Raw genomic sequence first — 20140 nt, 5'->3', positions numbered from 1 at the left:
ATAAATGAATATTATTCCTAATAAAATGAAAAAAATGCCAACCAAAAAATGGTTGGCATTGGTCGGGGCGACTGGACTTGAACCAGCGACCTTTTGCGCCCCATGCAAACGCGCTCCCATCTGCGCCACGCCCCGAATGAACTGCAAAATATTATATCATATTTTATTTTATCAGTCAATACTACTTTATTTGACATTTATTTTTCATTATTATATAATTTTATATACAATCTAATGTTTAAATAATTTTTTTATGGGGATGATTGTAATGGAAAAACATTATAATAAACTGCGTATAAAAACTTTAGAACATCTATTATTACCTATTATTTTCTTTTCTTATGTGTACATTTCTTATGGAATTGTTATACAGGGATTTGTATCAACAGAAATCCAAATTTATTTTAATATCAATCAAAATATTGTACCTTTATTAAATATACCCATTTTTTTGGGGACTTCATTAGGGTTTTATATATATATTTATAATTCCAAAATTAAATATAAAAAATTCTTCTATTCGTTTTTAATCATGTCTATTTTTATAAATCTATTTATTATAATATTAAGGAACTTTCTCTATTTTATTTTAGCACGATTAATTTCAGCTATGGGCTATGGAATACTTTTAGGATACCTGTTTAATTACTATTATTTTTATAAATTACAGTTTAATGTGAAAAGTATTTCATTAGAATGGAGAAATCCTTTCGGAATACTTTTAGCTTCTCTTTTTTCTTATTATTTTGTACAAATATTAAGTTGGAAATCCGCTTTTTATTTTCTTTTAACCGGTATTTTTGTAATTATAGGAGTTAGTTTTTTACCAAATATTCACAATATACAAAATATGCAAAATATACGATTTTCTCTCTTCAAAAATTTATCCAAAGAAAAAAAATTTTTAGTAATACAATTTATGATTATTTACTTTATCATTGGTAATAATTTTTATATTTTGGTAATGAATATAAAATATCTTTTAGTTTCTCTTTTAAACAATCATATTGTATCAAATATATATTTAATACTTTTCTCATTATCTATTATTTTGGGATATTTTATATCTATTTATTTATATAAAAACTTCAATCTCAAAACTTTAATTATATTATTAAATTTACTTTTAATTTTTACTTCTTTTCTAAGTTTAAATATTTTTTCTTATAATCAAGAAATCTATTTTATATCTTCAAATATGATCATTCAAACTATATTATGGAATATTTTTTTAATATATAGTATAAATTATTTTGACACTTTTGAAATTTATACTGTAATAAAATTAATATTTTTCATGTTTTTTTTAGGTGGTATTTTTTCTTCTTTTTTTTCCTTTCTGATGTTCAAAAATCTATATATTAACATTTTTTTATTAATTATAATATTTACTATCTTATTTATAATTATGTTTTTAATTTTATCCAAAAACTATAACAGGCACAATCATTTCATGAAAAGATAAACCACCATGTTTTCCTTTTAAATGAACAAAAGAACTACCATATTTATACACAAAACTATAATTGCTTTTGGAAATCATAACATAATCACCAACTCTCTCTTTATATTTAGAATTCAATTTTGCTCCGAATAAATTAATTCTTTCTGCTTCATCTATATCTATAAGATTGCCAAAATCTTTATATCTAGAATTAAAAAATTCATAAAAATTCTTTTTGTTTTTTGTGTAAAAATACATCATTCTCATTTCTCCACCAGGTGGAATCCACAAGTGTTGGGATATTTCATTTTCATTAGAAAATCTTAATTCTTTTGTTAACGGGGTTTCCAACATACCATGATCTGCTGTAATAATAATAGCAATGTCTTTCAATTCTTTTTTACTTATTTTATCCAAGAATTCATATTCCAACATTTTTAAAAACCAATATATTTGCGATTTGTACTTATTATCGTTTGAGCCATATTTATGACCTATTCCATCAACGTATCCATAATAAGCAAATTGAAAAGATTTTTCTTTTTTATCCATAAAATCTACAAGCTTATCGTAAACCATCCCAAACATTTCGACCAATGATTTATATCCCTTTATATTACTACCTTTATTATGGATTTTGCTTAAACCGCTATTAACAATATCCGCATGCGTATGCGTGAAAGTTTTTACACCTATAGTTTCTAAAATTTCATTTATCGTTTCAATTTCTAATAAATCATTTACTAAATAAGGTTCAAATGCTCCCTTCCCACCAAACAACGGAGAAAATTCTATCATATTTACTAATGCTCCCAATTCTTTTAAAAATAAAATATAACCTAATATTCCATGTTCTGCTGGAGGTTTAGCTGTCATAAATGTTGTAATTGCATTTGCTGTTGTAGAGGGAAAAATTGATGTCGCTGGAAAAAATTGATGCTTACCTAAATATTTAAAATCATCCTTTTTTTCTTTTAACACAAGTTTAAATGTGTTATAGCTCATTGCATCAACCAAAAATAAAATCACATGTCTTTTATTTTTATATGGTATAGGATAAGGTTCATAAAATGGAGAACCTCCAAAATTATCAATAATCCAATTTGAAATATTTAAAATAGAGTATTTCTCATAATGAGGTAATATACCCAATCCTTCTATTTTATTATTATATATTTCTTTAAAAATATCTTTCCACATATATAAATACACCACGCTTTCCAAATTTGTATTTTAAATTTATTTCAATATTTTATTGAAAAATGTGTATATCCTTCTAATGGGACTACTTCCTCTTCAATATCCTCAACTTGTGAAAAACCATTACCATTAATAATGTATTCTTTTAATCTTTCATGATCTTCAATATTACCTTCAGCCCATATAACTACACTTCCATCAGGCATATTCATAACATATCCCTTTAAATTTAAGTATTCAGCTGTTTTATTAATAAACCATCTAAATCCTACACCTTGAACTCTTCCATACACTTTGTATCTTTTTGCAATCATTTTCTCCCTCCGCAAAAACAGAAATTTTATTTATATTTTACCATTTTTAATCTTAAAACGTCAAATTTTAGTTTTTTTCTGGTATACTATAAATAAGAAAATAAAATTTTGAAAGGGGGAAGTATTATATTATGAAAATAAAAATTTACTTTTTAGCTGTATTTTTGCTATTTTCCATTCTAATAATAGCAAATAAATCCATTTTTATCAATAGCAATGAAGAAGGTGTCAGTTTAGTCAATTTTGATAATGTTTTATCTCCAAAATTGATAGCTTCCTATCCTAATATTCTCAACATAAAAAATTTGCCAGTATTTTTTGATTCTGAAGTTACTTCTTTTTTTGTTGATGACAATTTTATGGTTATAGGATTAAAATCAAATAAGGTTTATTTTATTAACTTAAAAACAAACAAATTTCAAATTTTTAATCTAAAAAATTATCCAACTCAAATAAAAAAATATGAAAATACTATTTATATTTCTGTATATAAAAATGAAATTATTCCTTTTGAAATAAATAACGGTAGTGTAATAAAAAAATTAAGAATAAATTCTATTGGGGATACTTTTGATTTTGATTTTGCTGATAATTATTTATATGTTGCTGATGGCATAAAAGGCTTAGCTATTTATTCAAAAGCAAATGGTTCTTACAAATATATGAGACATCTGAAAACAGGTGGAGATGTTCAAAAAATTTATATTGATGGTTCATATCTTTATACATTAGATGGCGCTAAAGGTATCTCAATATTTGATATTTCATTTAAATTGCTCCCATTTTTAGTAAAAACTGTTGATACTGGTGGAGGAGTCAGCTCTATTTTAAAAAATGGAGATTATTTATATGTTACTGACAAATGGTATGGTTTAGAAGTTTTTGATTTAAATTCCATTAATAAACCTGTTGAAAATAAACAAGAAAAAATTAAACCTATTTTTAAACATTATACTTTAAATACTCCCGTTGATTTGAAAAAATTATATGATAATTATTTATTAGTTACCGATGGCTGGGGCGGATTAGAAATATTTAATATATCAAATCCAAAAAGACCAGAATTAGTAAAGATTTTTAATAATCATACAGATTTACAAGGCTTATATGCAAATGGAAATTATCTATATGCTGCTGATAAAAAAGATGGTTTAATAATTTTTGACATATCAAACCCAGAAAATCCTGTAGAAATATCATCAAAGAAAACATTAAATTTAAAATTATTACCTAAAAAATTGGAAAAAACATTAAATGATGCTGTAAGTGTATATGCTGAAAATAATACAGCTTTTGTTGCTGACAGACAAAATGGATTTACTATCTTTGATATTTCTGATATTAATAATCCCAAATTGTTATCAAACTATGTTGATGTTAAAGAAAACAACAATGTCATATTAGGATATACAAATAATTTTATTATCGAGAATAATATTGCTTTTGTTGCTGACGGTTATAAAGATCTTATTATTTTAGATATCTCAAACAAATCAAAACCAAGTATTATATCTATAAATAGAGTAATGGGAAGAACTATGGATGTCGCTAAAAAGGGAAATTATATTTTCTTGGCTACTGACGATGTTGGATTTGAAATTTTCAAACTTAATAACGGAAACCAAGTTAAGTACTTATCTCCTAATTTTAGAATTAATGGTTTTGCAAAGGATATTGAAATAAATGGAAATTATGCTTATATTGCTGTTGATTGGAAATATACTGTATTAAAAAATAATACTATTCCTGTAGGAAACCCTGGGATATACGTTATAAACATTAAAGACCCAGAAAAACCTGTTATTGAAAAAGTAATAAATATAAAAAATAGTGGTGTTTTGAAAATAAGAATATTTAATAATTTGGGTTTTGTTGCATTAGGTGAAAATGGTTTTGAAATTATTGACTTGGAAAATGGAAAAATATTATCTTCAATTAATACACCGGGAAATACAAAAGATTTATTTGTTAAAAATAATTATCTTTATATTGCTGATGGAAAGAATGGTATGATGATATTTAATATTCAAAACCCACAAAAACCTATATTCGTTAAAAAAATATTTTGGGGAACATACGGAAAAATCCAATAAGGGGAGGAATCTTTTATGTCTAATTCAATTGTTTTATTTGAAAATGAAAATCACAAATTTATTTATTTAGGTGTTGAAAAAAATAATTTAGAGGGTATTTTTACCAATCAATTTCTTATTATTCATAATAATGAAGGCGTTTTGCTGGATCCAGGTGGAGTTCATGTTTTTCCAAGGGTATTATCCAATGTTTCAGAACAAATAGATACAAAAAATATAAAAGCTATATTTTATTCTCATCAAGATCCTGATGTTTCATCAGGCGTTGCTTTGTGGAGTTCCACCTTAGAAAATGCTAAAATTTATATTTCTAAATTATGGGAAAGATTTCTTCCACATTTCGGAGTGTTTGATTCATCTATTTTGGTACCAATTGACGACAAAGGCGGTAAAATTACTTTTTCTGATGGATATTCTTTAAATATTATTCCTGCACATTTTTTGCATTCATTGGGGAATTTTAGCGTATACGATTCTATATCTAAAATACTTTTTTCTGGTGATATTGGTGTCGGTATTGTCCAACCATCTGAAGAAAAAATATTTGTAGAAGATTTTTCAAATTATAAAGAATACATGGAGGGATTTCATAAAAGATATATGGCTTCAAATATAGTGGCTAAGAAATGGGTTAATATGGTTTCAAAGTTAGATGTTGAAATGATGATACCACAACATGGTTTGCTGTTTAAGAAAAATGAATATTTAAAATTTTTAGATTGGTTTAAAGATTTAAAATGCGGTGTTGATATTATAGATAGTATTTATTAGGAAGTGATAAAATGGATAATTACAAACGTCTTAAAAATATTATTGAAAAAATCGCAGAAAGTATCTATCATGAAAATATATTAACTTCGTTTATAGAAAATCTTGATGATGTTGTTGGAGAACGTTTTGAACAAGCATCTGAATTAACACAAAGTGTTGGTAATAAAATAATTAATGCTATTGATAATACAGAAATTATTACAAAAGAAATTGAAGAAATGTCCATTCATAGTGAAGAAGAAAAAAAAATTTTATCAAACAATAATAAAAATATTATTGATAATTTAAGTAATATTGGAAATAATTTAGGTGAAGTGAGAAATGATGTTGCTGAATCTATTAATATGATCTCTGATGCTCTAAATAATTTTGAAGAAGTCATTGAAATTACGGAAAATATAAATAAAATAGCTCGTAAAACAAATATGCTTTCTATTAACGCTTCAATAGAAGCCGCCAAAGCTAAAGAACACGGAAGAGGGTTTGCTGTTGTTGCAGAAGAAATACAAAAACTTTCTACAGAAACTAATGAAAGTGCAAAAAAAATAAATGAAAGAATAAATATACTTTCAAAGAAAATAAGCGATGTTTTGGAAAAGATAAACTATATTTCAGATCTTTTCAATACAGTATCAGAAATTACCGAAGATTCTTTGGAAATTATTGAAAGAAATGAAAATTTCCTTGATAAATTAATAAAAAATCTGCATTCAAATTCCGTATTATTAGAAAATAATATTGGAAATTTATCTGTTTCTAAAGAAGAAATGTTAGATTTAATAAAAACAATTACAACACTTAATTCTGTAATTAAAAATGTTTTAAATATGCAGAAAAAAATAAAAGATATAAAAATATAACAGCAGGCATAAGCCTGCTGTTAATTATATCTGTTAATTATATTATGATGGTTCTCATTATATCTGCTAATTCTATAAATGATTCTTTTAATGATGCTCCACCAACTAATCCGCCATCAATATTAGGCTTTGTGAATAATCCAAAATAATTATCAGGTTTTACACTTCCACCATATAAAATAGTTATTGATTCTGATGTTTCTTCATCATACATTTCGGATAATAAATTTCTAATATAAGCATGTACTTCTTCTGCTTGCTCTGGAGATGCAACTCTTCCTGTTCCTATTGCCCAAATTGGTTCATAAGCTATAACTATTTGTTTAGTTTCTTCTTTAGATAATCCATAAAATCCTTCTTTTATCTGTTTTTCAACAATATTAAATGTTAATCCTTTTTCTCTTTCTTCTAATTTTTCACCTATACAAAATATAGGAGTTAAATTCTTTTCCAATGCTTTTTTTATTTTTTTATTTATTAATTCATCAGTTTCACCAAAAATATTTCTTCTTTCAGAATGACCTAAAATAACGTATTTAACTCCTATTGATTTTAACATATCTGCAGAAACTTCCCCTGTAAAGGCACCATTATTTTCAAAATACATATTTTGAGCTGATACTTTAATATTGGTACTTGATGTTAAATCCACAACTTTCTCCAATGCTATATATGTTGGTGCAACAACCACTTCAAATTTCTTTTCTTTGCCAATATTTGCTGTTAATTTTGAAATAAATTCTGCCGCTTCTAAATTTGTTTTATTCATTTTCCAGTTTCCAGCTAAAATATACTTTCTTTTATTTATTTTTTTTTTGATGCAATACTTGCTATACCTGGTAATTCTTTTCCTTCTAAAAATTCTAAAGATGCTCCTCCACCAGTAGATACATGAGAAACTTTCCTTTCTAAACCAAACAATTCTATTGCTGCTGCACTATCTCCACCTCCAATAATAGTAACAGCACCCTCTTCAGTAATATCAGCTACCATCATTGCCACTTCTTTTGTTCCTGTTGCAAAATCTTCTATTTCAAATACACCCATTGGTCCATTCCATACAACAGTTTTTGCACCTGCTAATTTATCTTTAAATAATTTAATGCTATCTGGTCCTATATCTAAGCCCATCCAACCTTCATCAATTCCTTCTTCAACTTTTACAATTTTTTTCTCAACACCAGCTTCTAATTTTTGAGCAATTATTGCATCTATTGGAAGAACTATTTCTACACCTTTCTCACTTGCTTTACTTAATAATTCTCTTGCTAAATCAACCTTATCTTCTTCAAATTTTGAAGAACCTATTTCTTTTCCAAGAGCTTTTAAAAATGTAAACATCATGGCTCCACCAATTAAAATTTTATCTGCCTTTTCCAAAAGATTATTAATAACTCCTATTTTATCAGAAACTTTTGCTCCTCCTAAAATGACTATATATGGTTTTTCTGGATTTGCTGTGGCTTTTGATAAGAATTTAATTTCTTTTTCCATCAAAAAACCTGCAACACTTGGAATAAATTGTGCAATACCAACATTTGAAGCATGTGCTCTATGTGCTGTTCCAAATGCATCATTAACGTGTATATCTGCAAGTTCTGCCCACTTTTTTGCTAATTCTAAATCATTTTTTGTTTCACCTTTCATATATCTTGTATTTTCTAATAATAAAACTTCCCCTTCCTTTAATCCCTCAACGGCCTTTTTCACTTCTTCACCTATCACTTCTGGAACAAACTTAACCTCTTGATTCAATAATTCGCTCAATCTTTCAGATACAGGTTTTAATGAAAATTCTGGTTTAGGCTCACCTTTTGGTCTTCCTAAATGGGATAATAATATAACCTTTGCTCCTTCATTTAACGCATGTTTTATTGTAGGTAAAGCAGCTTTTATTCTTTTATCATTAGTGATTTTACCATCTTTCATTGGAACGTTAAAATCTACTCTCATTATAACCTTTTTACCTTTTAAATCTACATCTTTAATTGTCATTTTTTCCATAAATTTCCCTCCTTTTTATCATTAAAGGGGACTTATATAAGTCCCCTATTTTCATTCTTTTTATTACATTAAGTCTGCCATTTTTTCTGCTAATTTTACAACCATTGCTGAATAACCATATTCATTGTCATACCAGGAAGCAACTTTCACTAATGTACCATCCATAACTTTTGTTAAAGTTGAATCAAAAATACCTGCAAGCTTTGTTCCTATGATATCAGAAGATACTATCATTTCTTCATTATATCCTAAAATTCCTTTCAAATATGTCTCTGTTGCTTCTTTTATAGCAGCATTTACTTCTTCTGCTGTTGTTGCTTTTTCAACAACTATTGTTAAATCTGTAATAGAACCATCTGGAGTTGGAACTCTCATTGCTATACCATCTAACTTTCCTTTTAATTCAGGAATAACAACCCCAACAGCTTTTGCTGCACCTGTTGTTGTTGGAATAATATTAACTGCGGCAGCCCTTGCTCTTCTTAAGTCACTGTGTGGTAAATCTAATACTCTTTGGTCATTAGTGAAAGAATGTACAGTTGTTAACAAACCTTTTTGAATTTTGAATTTATCGTTTAATACTTTAATTACTGGGGCAATAGAATTTGTTGTACATGATGCATTTGAAACTACAACATGATCTTTTGATAATAGTTCATCATTAACACCCATTACAACTGTTAAATCAACTTCACCTTTTGCAGGAGCTGTAATAATAACCTTTTTTGCACCTGCTTCAATATGTGGCATTGCTTTTTCTTTATTTCTAAATACACCTGTTGATTCTATAACAATATCTACTTCTAATTCTTTCCATGGTAAATTTGCTGGATTCTTTTCTGCAAATACTTTAATCTTTTTACCATTTACAACAAATCCATCTTCTTCAACTTCCACAGTTCCATCAAATTTTCCATGAACACTATCGTATTTTAATAAATGTGCCAAAGTTTTTGGATCTGTTAAATCATTAATAGCAACAACTTCGAACTTTTCATTTTTCACCATTTCCCTAAACACAATTCTCCCAATTCTCCCAAAACCGTTAATAGCAATCTTAATAGCCATTAATAAACACCTCCTAATTTATGATAAATGATTGTTATTTTTTTCTCTAATGATATTATAACCTTCTTATTTTAACAATAGCTTTATTAAAATAAAAAATTATCGATAATTATATTTAGATATTGTTAATTACATACCAAAATTTAATCCTCCAAGATATTTTTGAGATATTTTTTCCGTTTCTTCTTCTTTATATAATTTTGCTTTTTCTAAAGCTTCATTCGTTGCTGCTATTATCATATCTTTTATTATCTCAAATTCTTCATCTTCTAACTCATCAGAAATTTCTATATCTTTAACTCTTAGATCTCCTGTAACTATAACCTTTACGACTCCACCACCACTGGTAGCTTCAAATTCTTTAATAGATAATTCATTTTCAAATTGTTTTAATTCTTGTTCCATTAATTCCTGAGTTTTTTGAGCTTCTTGCATTAATTTCATAATATCATTTTTTTTACCGCCAGATGATTTTAAACTCCTACCACCTAATCCTCTAATCTTTTTAGCCATATTTTCCCCTCACTTTTCTACTATTATATATAAAGTATTATTAATAATCGCTTATCAGTTATATTATACCATAAATCTCAATTTTTAATGATTATGTTTAAATAAATTAAAAATTCTCTATTTTTATATGAAAAATTTTTCATTGATCAAGAACATAAATTTTAACATATGTCTTTAATCTCCTAATATTAACCACTCTTTTTCGGATTATAAAATAGATAAGCCGCCCTTCTGAGGCGGCTTAAATTGATTATTATTAATATGCTGGCATATCTGGCATTTCAGGTGCTTTTTCTTCTTTTGGCTCATCTACTACCAATACTTCTGTTGTTAATAACATTGATGCAATTGAAGAAGCATTTTGTACAGCACTTCTTGTAACTTTAGCTGGATCAATAATACCTTTTTCAAACATATCAACATATTCATTATTTAATGCATCATATCCATATGAAACTTCATCTTTTGCCAATACTCTATCAATTATTATTGCACCATCAACACCTGCATTTAATGCAATTTGTCTAATTGGAGCTTCTAATGCGTTATATACAACTTTTGCTCCGATTAATTCGTCTCCTTCTAACTCATTTAATAATGGTTCAACAGCTTTTTTAGCTCTTAATAAAGTTACTCCACCACCAGGAACTATACCTTCATCAACTGCTGCCCTTGTTGCTGATAATGCATCTTCTATTCTGTGTTTCTTTTCTTTTAATTCTGTCTCTGTTGCCGCACCAACTTTAATTACTGCAACTCCTCCTGCCATTTTTGCAAGTCTTTCTTGTAATGTTTCTTTTTCATATTCTGAAGTTGTATTTTCAATTTGTGCTCTTATTTGTTTTATTCTTTCTTTTATATTTTCTTCAGAACCTTTTCCACCAACAATGATTGTATCATCTTTTCTCACTTTAACCATATCTGCTCTACCAAGATCATTTAATGTTATATTTTCTAATGTTAACCCTACTTCTTCGCTTATTACAACTCCACCTGTTAAAATTGCAATATCTTGCAACATTGCTTTTCTTCTGTCACCAAAACCAGGTGCTTTTACAGCTACTGATTCTAATGTTCCTCTTAATTTATTTAATACCAATGTTGACAATGCTTCACCTTCAACATCTTCAGCAATTATTACTAATGGTTTACCAGCTTGAGCTACTTTTTCTAATACAGGAATTAAAGGTTTCACTGTTGAAATCTTTTTATCTGTAATTAAAATATATGGATCTTTCATTATTGCTTCCATTTTCTCTGTATCTGTTGCGAAATATGGTGAAATGTAACCTCTATCAAATTGCATACCTTCTGTGAAATCAACAAATGTTTCCATTGTTTTTGAATCTTCAACTGTGATAACTCCATCTTCACCAACTTTATCCATTGCATCAGCTATTAAGTTTCCAATTTCATCATTATTAGCTGAAATTGATGCAACATGTGCAATATCTTCTTTATTAGATAATTTCTTGCTCATGTTTTTAATCTCTTCAACAACTTTTTCTGATGCTTTTTGAATTCCTGTCTTCATTAACATTGGATTAGCACCAGCTGCTACATTTTTCAAACCTTCCCTAATCATTGCTTGAGCTAATACTGTAGCTGTTGTTGTACCGTCTCCAGCAACATCATTTGTTTTAGAAGCTACTTCTTTAACTAATTGAGCTCCTAAGTTTTCGAATTTATCTTTTAATTCGATTTCTTTTGCGATAGAAACACCATCATTTGTTATTGTTGGAGAACCCCAGCTTTTTTCTAAAACAACATTTCTACCTTTAGGACCTAATGTTATTTTAACAGCATTTGCAACTTTATCAACGCCTCTTTCAAGAGCTCTTCTTGCTTCTTCTGAAAATACCATCATTTTAGCCATTTCACAACACCTCCTTAGTCTTCATATTTTGCTAAAATATCGTCTACATCAATTAAAATATAGTCTTCATCATCGATTTTAATTTCTGTTCCTGAATATTTTGCAAAAATTACATGATCACCTACATTAATTTCTACATCATCATCTATATTTCCAACAGCAACAACTTCCGCTCTCATAGGTTTTTCTTTTGCTGTATCTGGTAAAACTATACCACCTTCAGTTTTCTTTTCTTCAATAACAGGTTTTATCAATAATCTGTTACCTAATGGTCTTACTTTCATTCATATCTCCCTCCTTACTCAATTTTTATTTTTTAGCAGTCAAAGTATCCGAGTGCTAATTTCCGATTAATATGATACCCTTTCTTGAAAAAATATTCAAGTTTGATTATAATTGATTACGGCATGTTATTTTAAAATAAAATCGATTAATATTAATTTTCTCTTTTTTTCTTTATATTCATTTTTTCTTCCAAATTATTTTATTATTTCTATCATCATATATTTCTTCAATATCTTCAGGTACAGTCAAATTCTCTTCATACTTTTCTAAAACTTCTATTATTAAATCTTTTGGTAGCGATGAAACAACCCACAAATCACTCAACAATATTCTATTATCCTTTACAGGTGCTTTAATTATCGAACTTTCAATCGCTTTTAAAAATATTGATAAATCTTCTTCTTTGTAATAACCTTTTCCTGTATCTGTACCATAATTTATAGGCATCTTCTTCCCTCCTTTGTTTTTTATCATTTTCATTATACCATTGATAAATTTCTTTATAATTAAAAATATCTTTACAAACAAATAACCAGAGGACTGACCCCTGGTTATTTTGTACTTTTTCTCTTTATAAACTTTGTAAATAGAGAAATTCTAATTGGGTGTATATTTTCATTTAACATTAGCTCATATAAACGTTTAAAAGCTATATTACCCATTTCTTGTTTAAAAACTTTTACCGTTGTTAAAGGCGGATTATATCTTTTTGCTTTTGGTATATCATCAAATCCTATTATAGATATATCTTCAGGTATTTTAACATTATACTTTTTCAATTCATCCATTAACCTAATAGCTGTCATATCATTCGAAGTAAAAATGGCGTCCACTTTTTCATTTTTTATGATTTTCTTAACAACATAACTCATATTATTATTTACATCATCATACTCATAATATTTCGGAATTAATCCGTTTGATAACATTGCTTCAGTATATCCATTATATCTACTTCTAAAACCATATGAATTTAGTGGACCATGTAAATGCAAAATATTTTTCATTCCATGTTTAATTAAATAATTCACCGCATAAAATGAACCATCAAAACTATCTGGCAATATACTATCAATTTTTTCTCCAATAATATAGTGATCTACTAAAACCATAGGTTTACCTAATTTTCTATATTCTTTTATAATTTCCTTTGTAACATCACCACTCACAAGAATATATCCATCATAACCCTTTTGAGGATTTTCTAAATGAATATTTTCTTCCTCAATCCCATAAAGTGTTGCCATACCTTTTATTTCTTTTAATATAATTCCATAAAATTGACCAATTTCATCAGATTCATCTTTAATCAAATCCATTCGCTTACTTATACAGATAGCTATTTTAAAATTTTTTTTACTATTTGCCAAAGCTTTTGCAGAAAATTTTGGTTTAAAGCCTAATTTTTCTATTGCATATAAAACCCTTGCTCTTGTTTCTTCACTAACATGCAGATTGTTATTTAACACTCTGGAAACTGTAGCTTTGGATACCCCAGCCAATTTGGCAACATCCATTATTGTTGCCATATTATCACCTCATATGTTTTCATATATTATTTAAAAGTCTTTTTATTATTTCTTCCAACGTTTTAAAACCAAATTCTTTTTTTCCTATTCCGAAGTTTTTGTTTACCATTTCAAAATATTTATTTTTATCAAACAAAATTTTTATTATTGAATTAGAAGCATCTTCAAGAATTTTATTGTCAATTTCCATTAATCCATTCTTTTTTATATATTTATTTCCTAAACTTATATACTCTAACCCTGAAAATTTTATATCTTTTAAAAACACATCATACTCAAACAAAACTACAGGCTTTTTTGCAATAATAGCTTCAAGTAATTGATTCCCCCATCCTTCTAAAATTGAAGGATAGGTTATTATATCTGAAACACTATAAATATCCCAAAAACTCCATATCCCTTTTTCTACAAAATCATACATATCAATTATTTTTACATTTAATTCTTCTGCTTTTTTATAAAGTTCATTTTTATATTCTTCATCTTCAGACATACCAGAAAATACTAAAAAATTTTCTCCATTATATATTTCATCATTATATAATTTTTTTCCAACATAATCTTTCATTTTATAATTGACATTTTCCATTAAATCTATTGCCAATTCAATTGCTTTTCTTCTTGTTATTCTTGTAGCTTGTAAAAATACTACACTACTTGAAGGTATATTAAATTCCTGTCTAATTTTATTATTCAGTATTTTACTAACTTCAAAAGGTTCATCAAAATTCATAACATTAGGAACAATTGTTGAATTAATATTTTTTCTCTTATACAATTCATCTTTTGCAAAAGAATTAATAACTACATGTTTTATATTATTCCCAACAGATGGACAATATTTTATTAACAGTTCTTTTATTTTTTCAGTAGTTGGATGTAAGAAATATTCTCTTTCCCACCAGAAATCATGATGATGAGAAATAAATATTTTTTCTTTATTTTTATCTGCATATTTTTTCAAGGCTATTGCTACTGGCAAATAAGCACCTAGCGACCATACATTATTTGAGATTATTATATCATATTTACTTAATTTTTCATTGAATATATGTAATATTTCAGTGCTTTTTAAATCAATCAATTCAATCAATTCATTCTCGGAAAAATCCTCTAGTTTTTCAAAAGAATTTTTATTTATTAATTTATATTCTGGTGTTTCAAATCCTATTTCTTTGATATAAACATCTACGCCATTATTATTATTCCCTGCAACAATATCTACTTTATGCCCTAATTTTTCTAACACTTTTTTCCATTTTTCCATTTCCAATGAAACTCCATCCATTAAACCTCCTCGATAATGTAATAATGCCACATTCATCTTTATCACCCTCTTACTCTTTTTTTATTGTCAATATCAAAAAGCATTATTCTATCCTCATCAAAACCTATATTTATTACATCATTTGGTTTATATTTCGGAAAAGATGGTGCAATTATTTTAACTATTTGCTCCCCAATTTTAAGAGCTATAATTTGATGAGATCCTTGAGGTTCTACAACTAAAACCTTTTCTGTAAAATACGATTTGTCTTTTTCATCAACTATTTCAAAACTTTCTGGCCTAATTCCTAATATTATTTTATTTTTATTATAATCTTTTAATATATTTTTTATTTTATCTGGTAAATAAAATTCCAAATGCTCATTGAAAAACTTAACTTTTCCTTTTTCAACATTTATATTCATTTCAAAAAAATTGGTAGGTGGTGTTCCTATAAATCCAGCTACAAATATATTTTCACTATCAAAATAAACATCATCTGGTGTTCCTACTTGTTCAATATGCCCATCTCTCATTACCACTATTCGGTCTGCCATAGATAATGCTTCTGATTGATCATGTGTTACAAAAATGGTGGTGGCTCCTGTTTGATTATGAATAGCTTTAAGCTCTGTTCTCATTTTAACTCTTAATTTTGCATCTAAATTAGAAAGAGGTTCATCCATCAAAAATATTTTAGGTTTAACAGCTAAAGCTCTGGCTAAAGCTACTCTCTGTCTTTGACCTCCTGATAATTGACGTGGATAACGATTTAAATATTCTTTTATTTTAACCATTTCAGAAACTTCTTTTACTATTATATCCACCTCTGATTTGGACATTTTTTTCAGTTTTAGGGGAAACGCAATATTTTCATACACCGTCATATGAGGCCATACTGCATAGCTCTGAAAAACCATACTAACCTCTCTTTTCCTTGGCTCTAAATAAGTAACATCTTTACCATCAATAAAAATTTTTCCAATAGTTACCTCTTCCAACCCTGCTATCATTCTTAAAGTTGTTGTTTTTCCACATCCTGAAGGACCTAAAAACACTACAAATTCTCCATTATCTACCTTTAAGTTAACATCTTTAGCTCCCCAAACTGTTTTTCCATATTTTTTTGAAAGTTGGATAAGTTCTAATGTAGCCATATCTTATCTCTCCTTATCTTTATTATTTATACTCTCACTCCACCCCACATTTGAAGTATATAACGTCTAATAATTAAAGTAAATATTACAGCTGGAAGTGCCAAAGCCACGCCACCTGCTGCACTTAAATTTATTAAACCCTTAGCTCCTACCAAAGTTTGATAAACCACAACAGGAAACGTTGGGTTAAATTGTGTTAAAACTATAGCTTGAGCTGTTTCTGCCCAGCTACCTATAAATGCATACATCGCACTCGCTGCTAATCCTGGTAAAGCCAAAGGAAGTGTAATTTTCATAAATGCACCAAACCTTGATGTTCCAAAAACCATAGCTGCTTCCTCCAACTCAACTGATATTCCCATAAATATACTTGCTGTTATCCAAATCGTCATTCCAATTTGCCCAACAGAATACACCAAAGATAATCCAATAGGTTTATCGTAAAATCCCATATTAATTAAAATAATTACCATTGGCATAGCTATAGAAATACCCGGAAACATTCTTACAAATAAAACACTTAATTTCAACATATTTTTTCCTTTAAAATAATATCTTGCAAAAGCATATCCAGCCATACCACCTATAGTTAAGGAAATCAAAACTGTAAGTGCTGCAACCTGTATACTTCTTATTAACGCTGGAAATGCATCGCTTGTAACTCTAAAAAATGTTACATAATTATCGAATAATTTTTTGGCAACCTTAAAATGGACAGTTCCAAGTTTATCAAAATCATCTTCAATTTTTTTTAATTCCACTTCAAGCGCTTTTATTTCTTTATCTTTCTTATTTATTTCCTCTTTTATCTGTTTCAGAAGTTCATCCATACCTCCCATTTTTTCCGCTATTTCCATTTTTTCTCTTAATCTACCAATTTCAACATTTAAAAAATTTATCTTACTCTCTAAGTTTTTTTTATTTAAATTTAACACTTTTAATTCTTTTGAATTTTTCTTTGTTAATTCTTTTACTTTCTCCAATTGATTTTCAAATAAATCCTTTTTTATATGGCTATTTGTTTTTCTTCTAATAAAAGTTTGTAATTCATCAAAATCATTTGTTTCAAGTATTGTCACATATGCTTCTTTTGAAGGACTGTATACACTTATTATGTATTTATCATTTTCTGATAACTCAAGACGAAATTGATTAAAAAATGAAGGGACTAATCTTGTAGGCCAGTCATATGCTTCCTGATCAGACATTAGAGAAATAGTTACCAAAAAATAAATAGGTGTTATTATAACAAATATAATTCCTGCAATTACTATATAAAATAGTGTTGAAGACACTATTTTTTTAGGAGATTTTATTATATTCATTGAACATCACCCTTTTCAAACGCACCAGATACTTTAAGATAAATTATAGAAACAAACGAAACAATTATTGAAACGATTACAGAATAAGCTAAAGCCACTCTATAAAATCCTAATATTTGTTCTTTATAAAAAACTACTTCTTCTAAAAGAACAGGAATTCTTCTATAACCATATATCATTACAATAATTAACCAGACTTGAATTGCTGAAATTATTCTTAATATTAAAGCTGTTTGAATACTTGATTTTAACATTGGAAGTGTAATTTTCTTTAATACTGTAATTTTTGTACCACCAAAAATATATCCAGCTTCAATAGAATCTTTTGGTATCCCTTGTAATCCAGCTAATAAAATAATCATCATAAATGGAATAACCTGCCATGCATCTATTAATATAATTAGCATCAGAGATTGAAAATCATCTCCTGCTAAAAAAAGAATTTTTTGATTGGCATCTATTATTCCAAAATGGTATAATAAACTATTTAACCACCCATAGGAAGCAAAACCACTTGACCACATTGCACCCACTGCTACTGCCGGAAGCGACATTGGTATAAGAGCAATAGATAATAGCAATTGAGCACCTTTAAATTTTTTATTTATAATTAATGCTAATAATAACGAGATTACAAATTCTAAAGTTACAGATATAAAAACAAATATAGATGTGTTAATAACAGCTTTTTTAAAAAAAGGATCTTTTAAAATCGTCAGATAATTATTAAATGTAAAAATATTATTTTCATCAAAAAAACTATAAATTACAGCAGTTAAAACCGGTCTTAACCAAAAAATCATATAAAATAATATTGTAGGAGTAATTAATAAATATGGAACCCATTTCTTTTCTAAAGTATCTTTCAAACAAATCACCCCTTTATTAAAGGGGCGTTTTAAGAACGCCCCTTCCGCAAAATTATTTATTTTCTCATTGCATCAATCTTAAATTGATATAATTCCATTAAATCTGGTTCAAACTTTTTATCCTCTAAAATCATTTTCTTGAATAAATCATCATAAACTAATTTAACTTGACCCCAATCTTTCCAGATAGGAGCAATATATGCCAATACTCCCTCATTCATTACTTTAACTGCATTTTTTATAATTATGTCTTTAGAATCATTTCCCAAAAATTCCAATGCTTCATCAACAGGAGGGATAAAACCTCCAGTTCCTTTACTTGCTTTTAACATTATATCTGGTCTTGTCATATATTCCAAAAATTTCAAAGCTAAATCAAAATGTTTTGTTCCTTTAACTATAGCGAATCCACTTGTTCCTGCTACTGAACCTCTTCCAGCTGGTCCTTTTGGAACTGGCGCTACAATAAACTGTGTTGGATTACTATTATAAACTTCTCCAACACGAGCACTATGAGCAACTGTCATCCAGGTTTCTTCTCTTTTCATAGGTGGTCTTGTATCATCATATGTTTTTATAGAAGGTGAAAATGCATCTTTCATTTTGTATAAAAGATACCATGCTGCCATAGAACCAGGGTTATCAAGATCTGGCCAATCTGCTCCATATGATAAAGCTATAGCTCCAATTTGATAAATAAGAGATTTCATTGGAACACCTGTTACAGCAAATTTTCCTTCCCCTTCTGCTCTGGCAACAATATTTGCCCATTCTGCCAATTGTTCCCATGTCAAATTATTTATATCAATCTCCTCTGGTTTATACTTTAAAGCTTTCTTATTTATCAATGTTAAATATACATCTGCACCAACAGGAAGAAAATACCTACGCCCATTAAAAACAGTCATTGAATCAAATCCTTTAGAAAATGTTCTATCTGTCCATTTTGAAACAAATGGTGTTAAATCATATACATATCCTTTATCTACTGCTTTTGGCATATTAGAAGCATAAAGAATTATTACATCTGTTGTTACTTTATTGGTTTTTGTCTGAACATCGATTTGATCTAATATACTTTGATCATCCATAGTTTGGAATCTAACTTTTACACCATACATATCTTCGAAAGGTTTAATAATCTCATTAATAATAAACTCTTTCTCTGTTGGTGGAGTCCATAATCTTGATGTTACTACTAATGTTTCCACACCAAATCCAACAACAATCAAAGAAATAAGCATAAAGATAACAATAAACTTTTTCATTTTCATTCCCCCCTCGTATAATTAGTATAGAATAATTATATTATTGTTATTGATTATTATTATTATTTATATGCTCTTTGAAAAGTAAATATATTTTATTTATATTGATTTATGTGTTTTTAGTTATATGTTTTATATTAGTAGTTTTCTATTGAGCATCTTTTTCAGTATTTATTTTTTGCTTGTTTTTAAGTTTTACCTCTGGTAAAATAGTTTTAGATAACATCCCCCTGAGACTTGTTCTCTTAAAAAAGATTTCTAAACTAGAGTATAGTTTTTCACTTGCCGGAAAATGTC

Annotated in this window: 18 protein-coding genes and 1 tRNA gene; 3 read left to right on the top strand and 16 right to left on the bottom strand. The window is 27.7% G+C overall.

Annotation, left to right across the window (positions count from 1 at the left end; all coding sequences use genetic code 11):
• Positions 1 to 59 precede the first annotated feature (59 nt).
• From BUA62_RS07710 to BUA62_RS07695, 3 genes are all read right to left on the bottom strand, one after another.
• A tRNA-Pro gene (locus tag BUA62_RS07710) sits at positions 60 to 135 on the bottom strand.
• A gap of 1285 nt (positions 136 to 1420) precedes the next feature.
• On the bottom strand, positions 1421 to 2644 hold the full coding sequence (locus BUA62_RS07700; RefSeq protein WP_072865143.1) for an alkaline phosphatase family protein: 1224 nt from the start codon (positions 2642 to 2644) through the stop codon (positions 1421 to 1423).
• Between the two features lie 44 nt (positions 2645 to 2688).
• Positions 2689 to 2958 carry an acylphosphatase gene (locus tag BUA62_RS07695; protein ID WP_072865141.1) on the bottom strand — a complete coding sequence of 90 codons (270 nt, stop codon included), beginning with the start codon at positions 2956 to 2958 and terminating at the stop codon, positions 2689 to 2691.
• A 131-nt stretch (positions 2959 to 3089) separates the two neighbouring features.
• On the opposite strand from BUA62_RS07695, the gene BUA62_RS07690 reads away from it, so the two are divergent.
• Genes BUA62_RS07690 through BUA62_RS07680 form a run of 3 tightly spaced genes read left to right on the top strand, consistent with a single transcriptional unit; the run spans position 3090 to position 6682 of the window.
• Complete coding sequence (locus BUA62_RS07690; RefSeq protein WP_072865139.1) at positions 3090 to 5051, top strand: LVIVD repeat-containing protein; 1962 nt, start codon at positions 3090 to 3092, stop codon at positions 5049 to 5051.
• Positions 5052 to 5066: 15 nt separating this feature from the next.
• Entirely contained in the window at positions 5067 to 5822 is a 756-nt protein-coding gene (locus BUA62_RS07685) for an oxygen-binding di-iron domain-containing protein (protein ID WP_072865137.1), read from the top strand.
• A gap of 11 nt (positions 5823 to 5833) precedes the next feature.
• The gene (locus BUA62_RS07680) at positions 5834 to 6682 is read left to right on the top strand and encodes a methyl-accepting chemotaxis protein (RefSeq protein ID WP_072865135.1); all 849 of its coding nucleotides are present in this window, start codon (positions 5834 to 5836) and stop codon (positions 6680 to 6682) included.
• Positions 6683 to 6719: 37 nt separating this feature from the next.
• Here the strand turns inward: BUA62_RS07680 and tpiA are convergent, their stop codons facing one another.
• The 13 genes from tpiA to BUA62_RS07615 all read right to left on the bottom strand — a co-directional run bounded on the left by tpiA (position 6720) and on the right by BUA62_RS07615 (position 19843).
• Positions 6720 to 7451, bottom strand: a complete 732-nt coding sequence (gene tpiA / locus BUA62_RS11895; RefSeq protein ID WP_072865133.1) for a triose-phosphate isomerase — start codon at positions 7449 to 7451, stop codon at positions 6720 to 6722.
• Between the two features lie 35 nt (positions 7452 to 7486).
• A complete protein-coding gene (locus BUA62_RS11890; RefSeq protein WP_072865131.1) occupies positions 7487 to 8686 on the bottom strand; it encodes a phosphoglycerate kinase in 1200 nt (399 codons plus the stop codon).
• A 63-nt stretch (positions 8687 to 8749) separates the two neighbouring features.
• Complete coding sequence (gap, locus tag BUA62_RS07665) at positions 8750 to 9754, bottom strand: type I glyceraldehyde-3-phosphate dehydrogenase (RefSeq protein ID WP_072865129.1); 1005 nt, start codon at positions 9752 to 9754, stop codon at positions 8750 to 8752.
• 129 nt (positions 9755 to 9883) lie between these two features.
• A complete protein-coding gene (locus tag BUA62_RS07660; protein ID WP_072865127.1) occupies positions 9884 to 10267 on the bottom strand; it encodes a YbaB/EbfC family nucleoid-associated protein in 384 nt (127 codons plus the stop codon).
• Between the two features lie 256 nt (positions 10268 to 10523).
• Positions 10524 to 12143: a chaperonin GroEL gene (gene groL / locus BUA62_RS07655; protein ID WP_072865125.1), complete on the bottom strand. Its 1620-nt coding sequence runs from the start codon at positions 12141 to 12143 to the stop codon at positions 10524 to 10526.
• A gap of 14 nt (positions 12144 to 12157) precedes the next feature.
• Positions 12158 to 12427 (bottom strand): co-chaperone GroES, encoded by a 270-nt coding sequence (groES, locus tag BUA62_RS07650; protein WP_072865123.1) that lies wholly within the window; start codon positions 12425 to 12427, stop codon positions 12158 to 12160.
• A 178-nt stretch (positions 12428 to 12605) separates the two neighbouring features.
• Complete coding sequence (locus BUA62_RS07645) at positions 12606 to 12875, bottom strand: hypothetical protein (RefSeq protein WP_084670749.1); 270 nt, start codon at positions 12873 to 12875, stop codon at positions 12606 to 12608.
• Between the two features lie 104 nt (positions 12876 to 12979).
• Complete coding sequence (locus BUA62_RS07640) at positions 12980 to 13957, bottom strand: LacI family DNA-binding transcriptional regulator (protein ID WP_072865121.1); 978 nt, start codon at positions 13955 to 13957, stop codon at positions 12980 to 12982.
• Positions 13958 to 13976: 19 nt separating this feature from the next.
• Positions 13977 to 15281 carry a mannosylglucosylglycerate synthase gene (gene mggS / locus BUA62_RS07635; protein WP_072865119.1) on the bottom strand — a complete coding sequence of 435 codons (1305 nt, stop codon included), beginning with the start codon at positions 15279 to 15281 and terminating at the stop codon, positions 13977 to 13979.
• 5 nt (positions 15282 to 15286) lie between these two features.
• Entirely contained in the window at positions 15287 to 16381 is a 1095-nt protein-coding gene (locus BUA62_RS07630; RefSeq protein WP_072865117.1) for an ABC transporter ATP-binding protein, read from the bottom strand.
• A 26-nt stretch (positions 16382 to 16407) separates the two neighbouring features.
• A complete protein-coding gene (locus tag BUA62_RS07625; protein ID WP_072865115.1) occupies positions 16408 to 17706 on the bottom strand; it encodes a carbohydrate ABC transporter permease in 1299 nt (432 codons plus the stop codon).
• Positions 17703 to 18575, bottom strand: coding sequence for a carbohydrate ABC transporter permease (locus BUA62_RS07620; protein ID WP_072865113.1), 873 nt, complete (start codon positions 18573 to 18575; stop codon positions 17703 to 17705). The genes BUA62_RS07625 and BUA62_RS07620 overlap by 4 nt, the downstream gene beginning before the upstream one ends.
• A gap of 56 nt (positions 18576 to 18631) precedes the next feature.
• The gene (locus BUA62_RS07615; RefSeq protein ID WP_072865111.1) at positions 18632 to 19843 is read right to left on the bottom strand and encodes an ABC transporter substrate-binding protein; all 1212 of its coding nucleotides are present in this window, start codon (positions 19841 to 19843) and stop codon (positions 18632 to 18634) included.
• Positions 19844 to 20140 lie beyond the last annotated feature (297 nt).

The organism is Marinitoga hydrogenitolerans DSM 16785 (assembly GCF_900129175.1).
GTDB classification, from domain to species: Bacteria; Thermotogota; Thermotogae; order Petrotogales; family Petrotogaceae; genus Marinitoga; species Marinitoga hydrogenitolerans.
This window is presented reverse-complemented; position numbering and strand designations above follow the sequence as displayed.

What these genes read in the sequence shown, in the direction of transcription:
- BUA62_RS07685 (WP_072865137.1), top strand. Translation starts at nt 5,067, where the DNA reads ATGTCTAATTCAATTGTTTTATTTGAAAATGAAAATCACAAATTTATT.
- BUA62_RS07680 (WP_072865135.1), top strand. Translation starts at nt 5,834, where the DNA reads ATGGATAATTACAAACGTCTTAAAAATATTATTGAAAAAATCGCAGAA.
- groL (WP_072865125.1), bottom strand. Translation starts at nt 12,143, where the DNA reads ATGGCTAAAATGATGGTATTTTCAGAAGAAGCAAGAAGAGCTCTTGAA.
- BUA62_RS07630 (WP_072865117.1), bottom strand. Translation starts at nt 16,381, where the DNA reads ATGGCTACATTAGAACTTATCCAACTTTCAAAAAAATATGGAAAAACA.
- BUA62_RS07645 (WP_084670749.1), bottom strand. Translation starts at nt 12,875, where the DNA reads ATGCCTATAAATTATGGTACAGATACAGGAAAAGGTTATTACAAAGAA.
- gap (WP_072865129.1), bottom strand. Translation starts at nt 9,754, where the DNA reads ATGGCTATTAAGATTGCTATTAACGGTTTTGGGAGAATTGGGAGAATT.
- BUA62_RS07700 (WP_072865143.1), bottom strand. Translation starts at nt 2,644, where the DNA reads ATGTGGAAAGATATTTTTAAAGAAATATATAATAATAAAATAGAAGGA.
- BUA62_RS07625 (WP_072865115.1), bottom strand. Translation starts at nt 17,706, where the DNA reads ATGAATATAATAAAATCTCCTAAAAAAATAGTGTCTTCAACACTATTT.
- BUA62_RS11890 (WP_072865131.1), bottom strand. Translation starts at nt 8,686, where the DNA reads ATGGAAAAAATGACAATTAAAGATGTAGATTTAAAAGGTAAAAAGGTT.
- BUA62_RS07690 (WP_072865139.1), top strand. Translation starts at nt 3,090, where the DNA reads ATGAAAATAAAAATTTACTTTTTAGCTGTATTTTTGCTATTTTCCATT.
- BUA62_RS07695 (WP_072865141.1), bottom strand. Translation starts at nt 2,958, where the DNA reads ATGATTGCAAAAAGATACAAAGTGTATGGAAGAGTTCAAGGTGTAGGA.
- tpiA (WP_072865133.1), bottom strand. Translation starts at nt 7,451, where the DNA reads ATGAATAAAACAAATTTAGAAGCGGCAGAATTTATTTCAAAATTAACA.
- BUA62_RS07660 (WP_072865127.1), bottom strand. Translation starts at nt 10,267, where the DNA reads ATGGCTAAAAAGATTAGAGGATTAGGTGGTAGGAGTTTAAAATCATCT.
- mggS (WP_072865119.1), bottom strand. Translation starts at nt 15,281, where the DNA reads ATGAATGTGGCATTATTACATTATCGAGGAGGTTTAATGGATGGAGTT.
- BUA62_RS07640 (WP_072865121.1), bottom strand. Translation starts at nt 13,957, where the DNA reads ATGGCAACAATAATGGATGTTGCCAAATTGGCTGGGGTATCCAAAGCT.
- BUA62_RS07615 (WP_072865111.1), bottom strand. Translation starts at nt 19,843, where the DNA reads ATGAAAAAGTTTATTGTTATCTTTATGCTTATTTCTTTGATTGTTGTT.
- groES (WP_072865123.1), bottom strand. Translation starts at nt 12,427, where the DNA reads ATGAAAGTAAGACCATTAGGTAACAGATTATTGATAAAACCTGTTATT.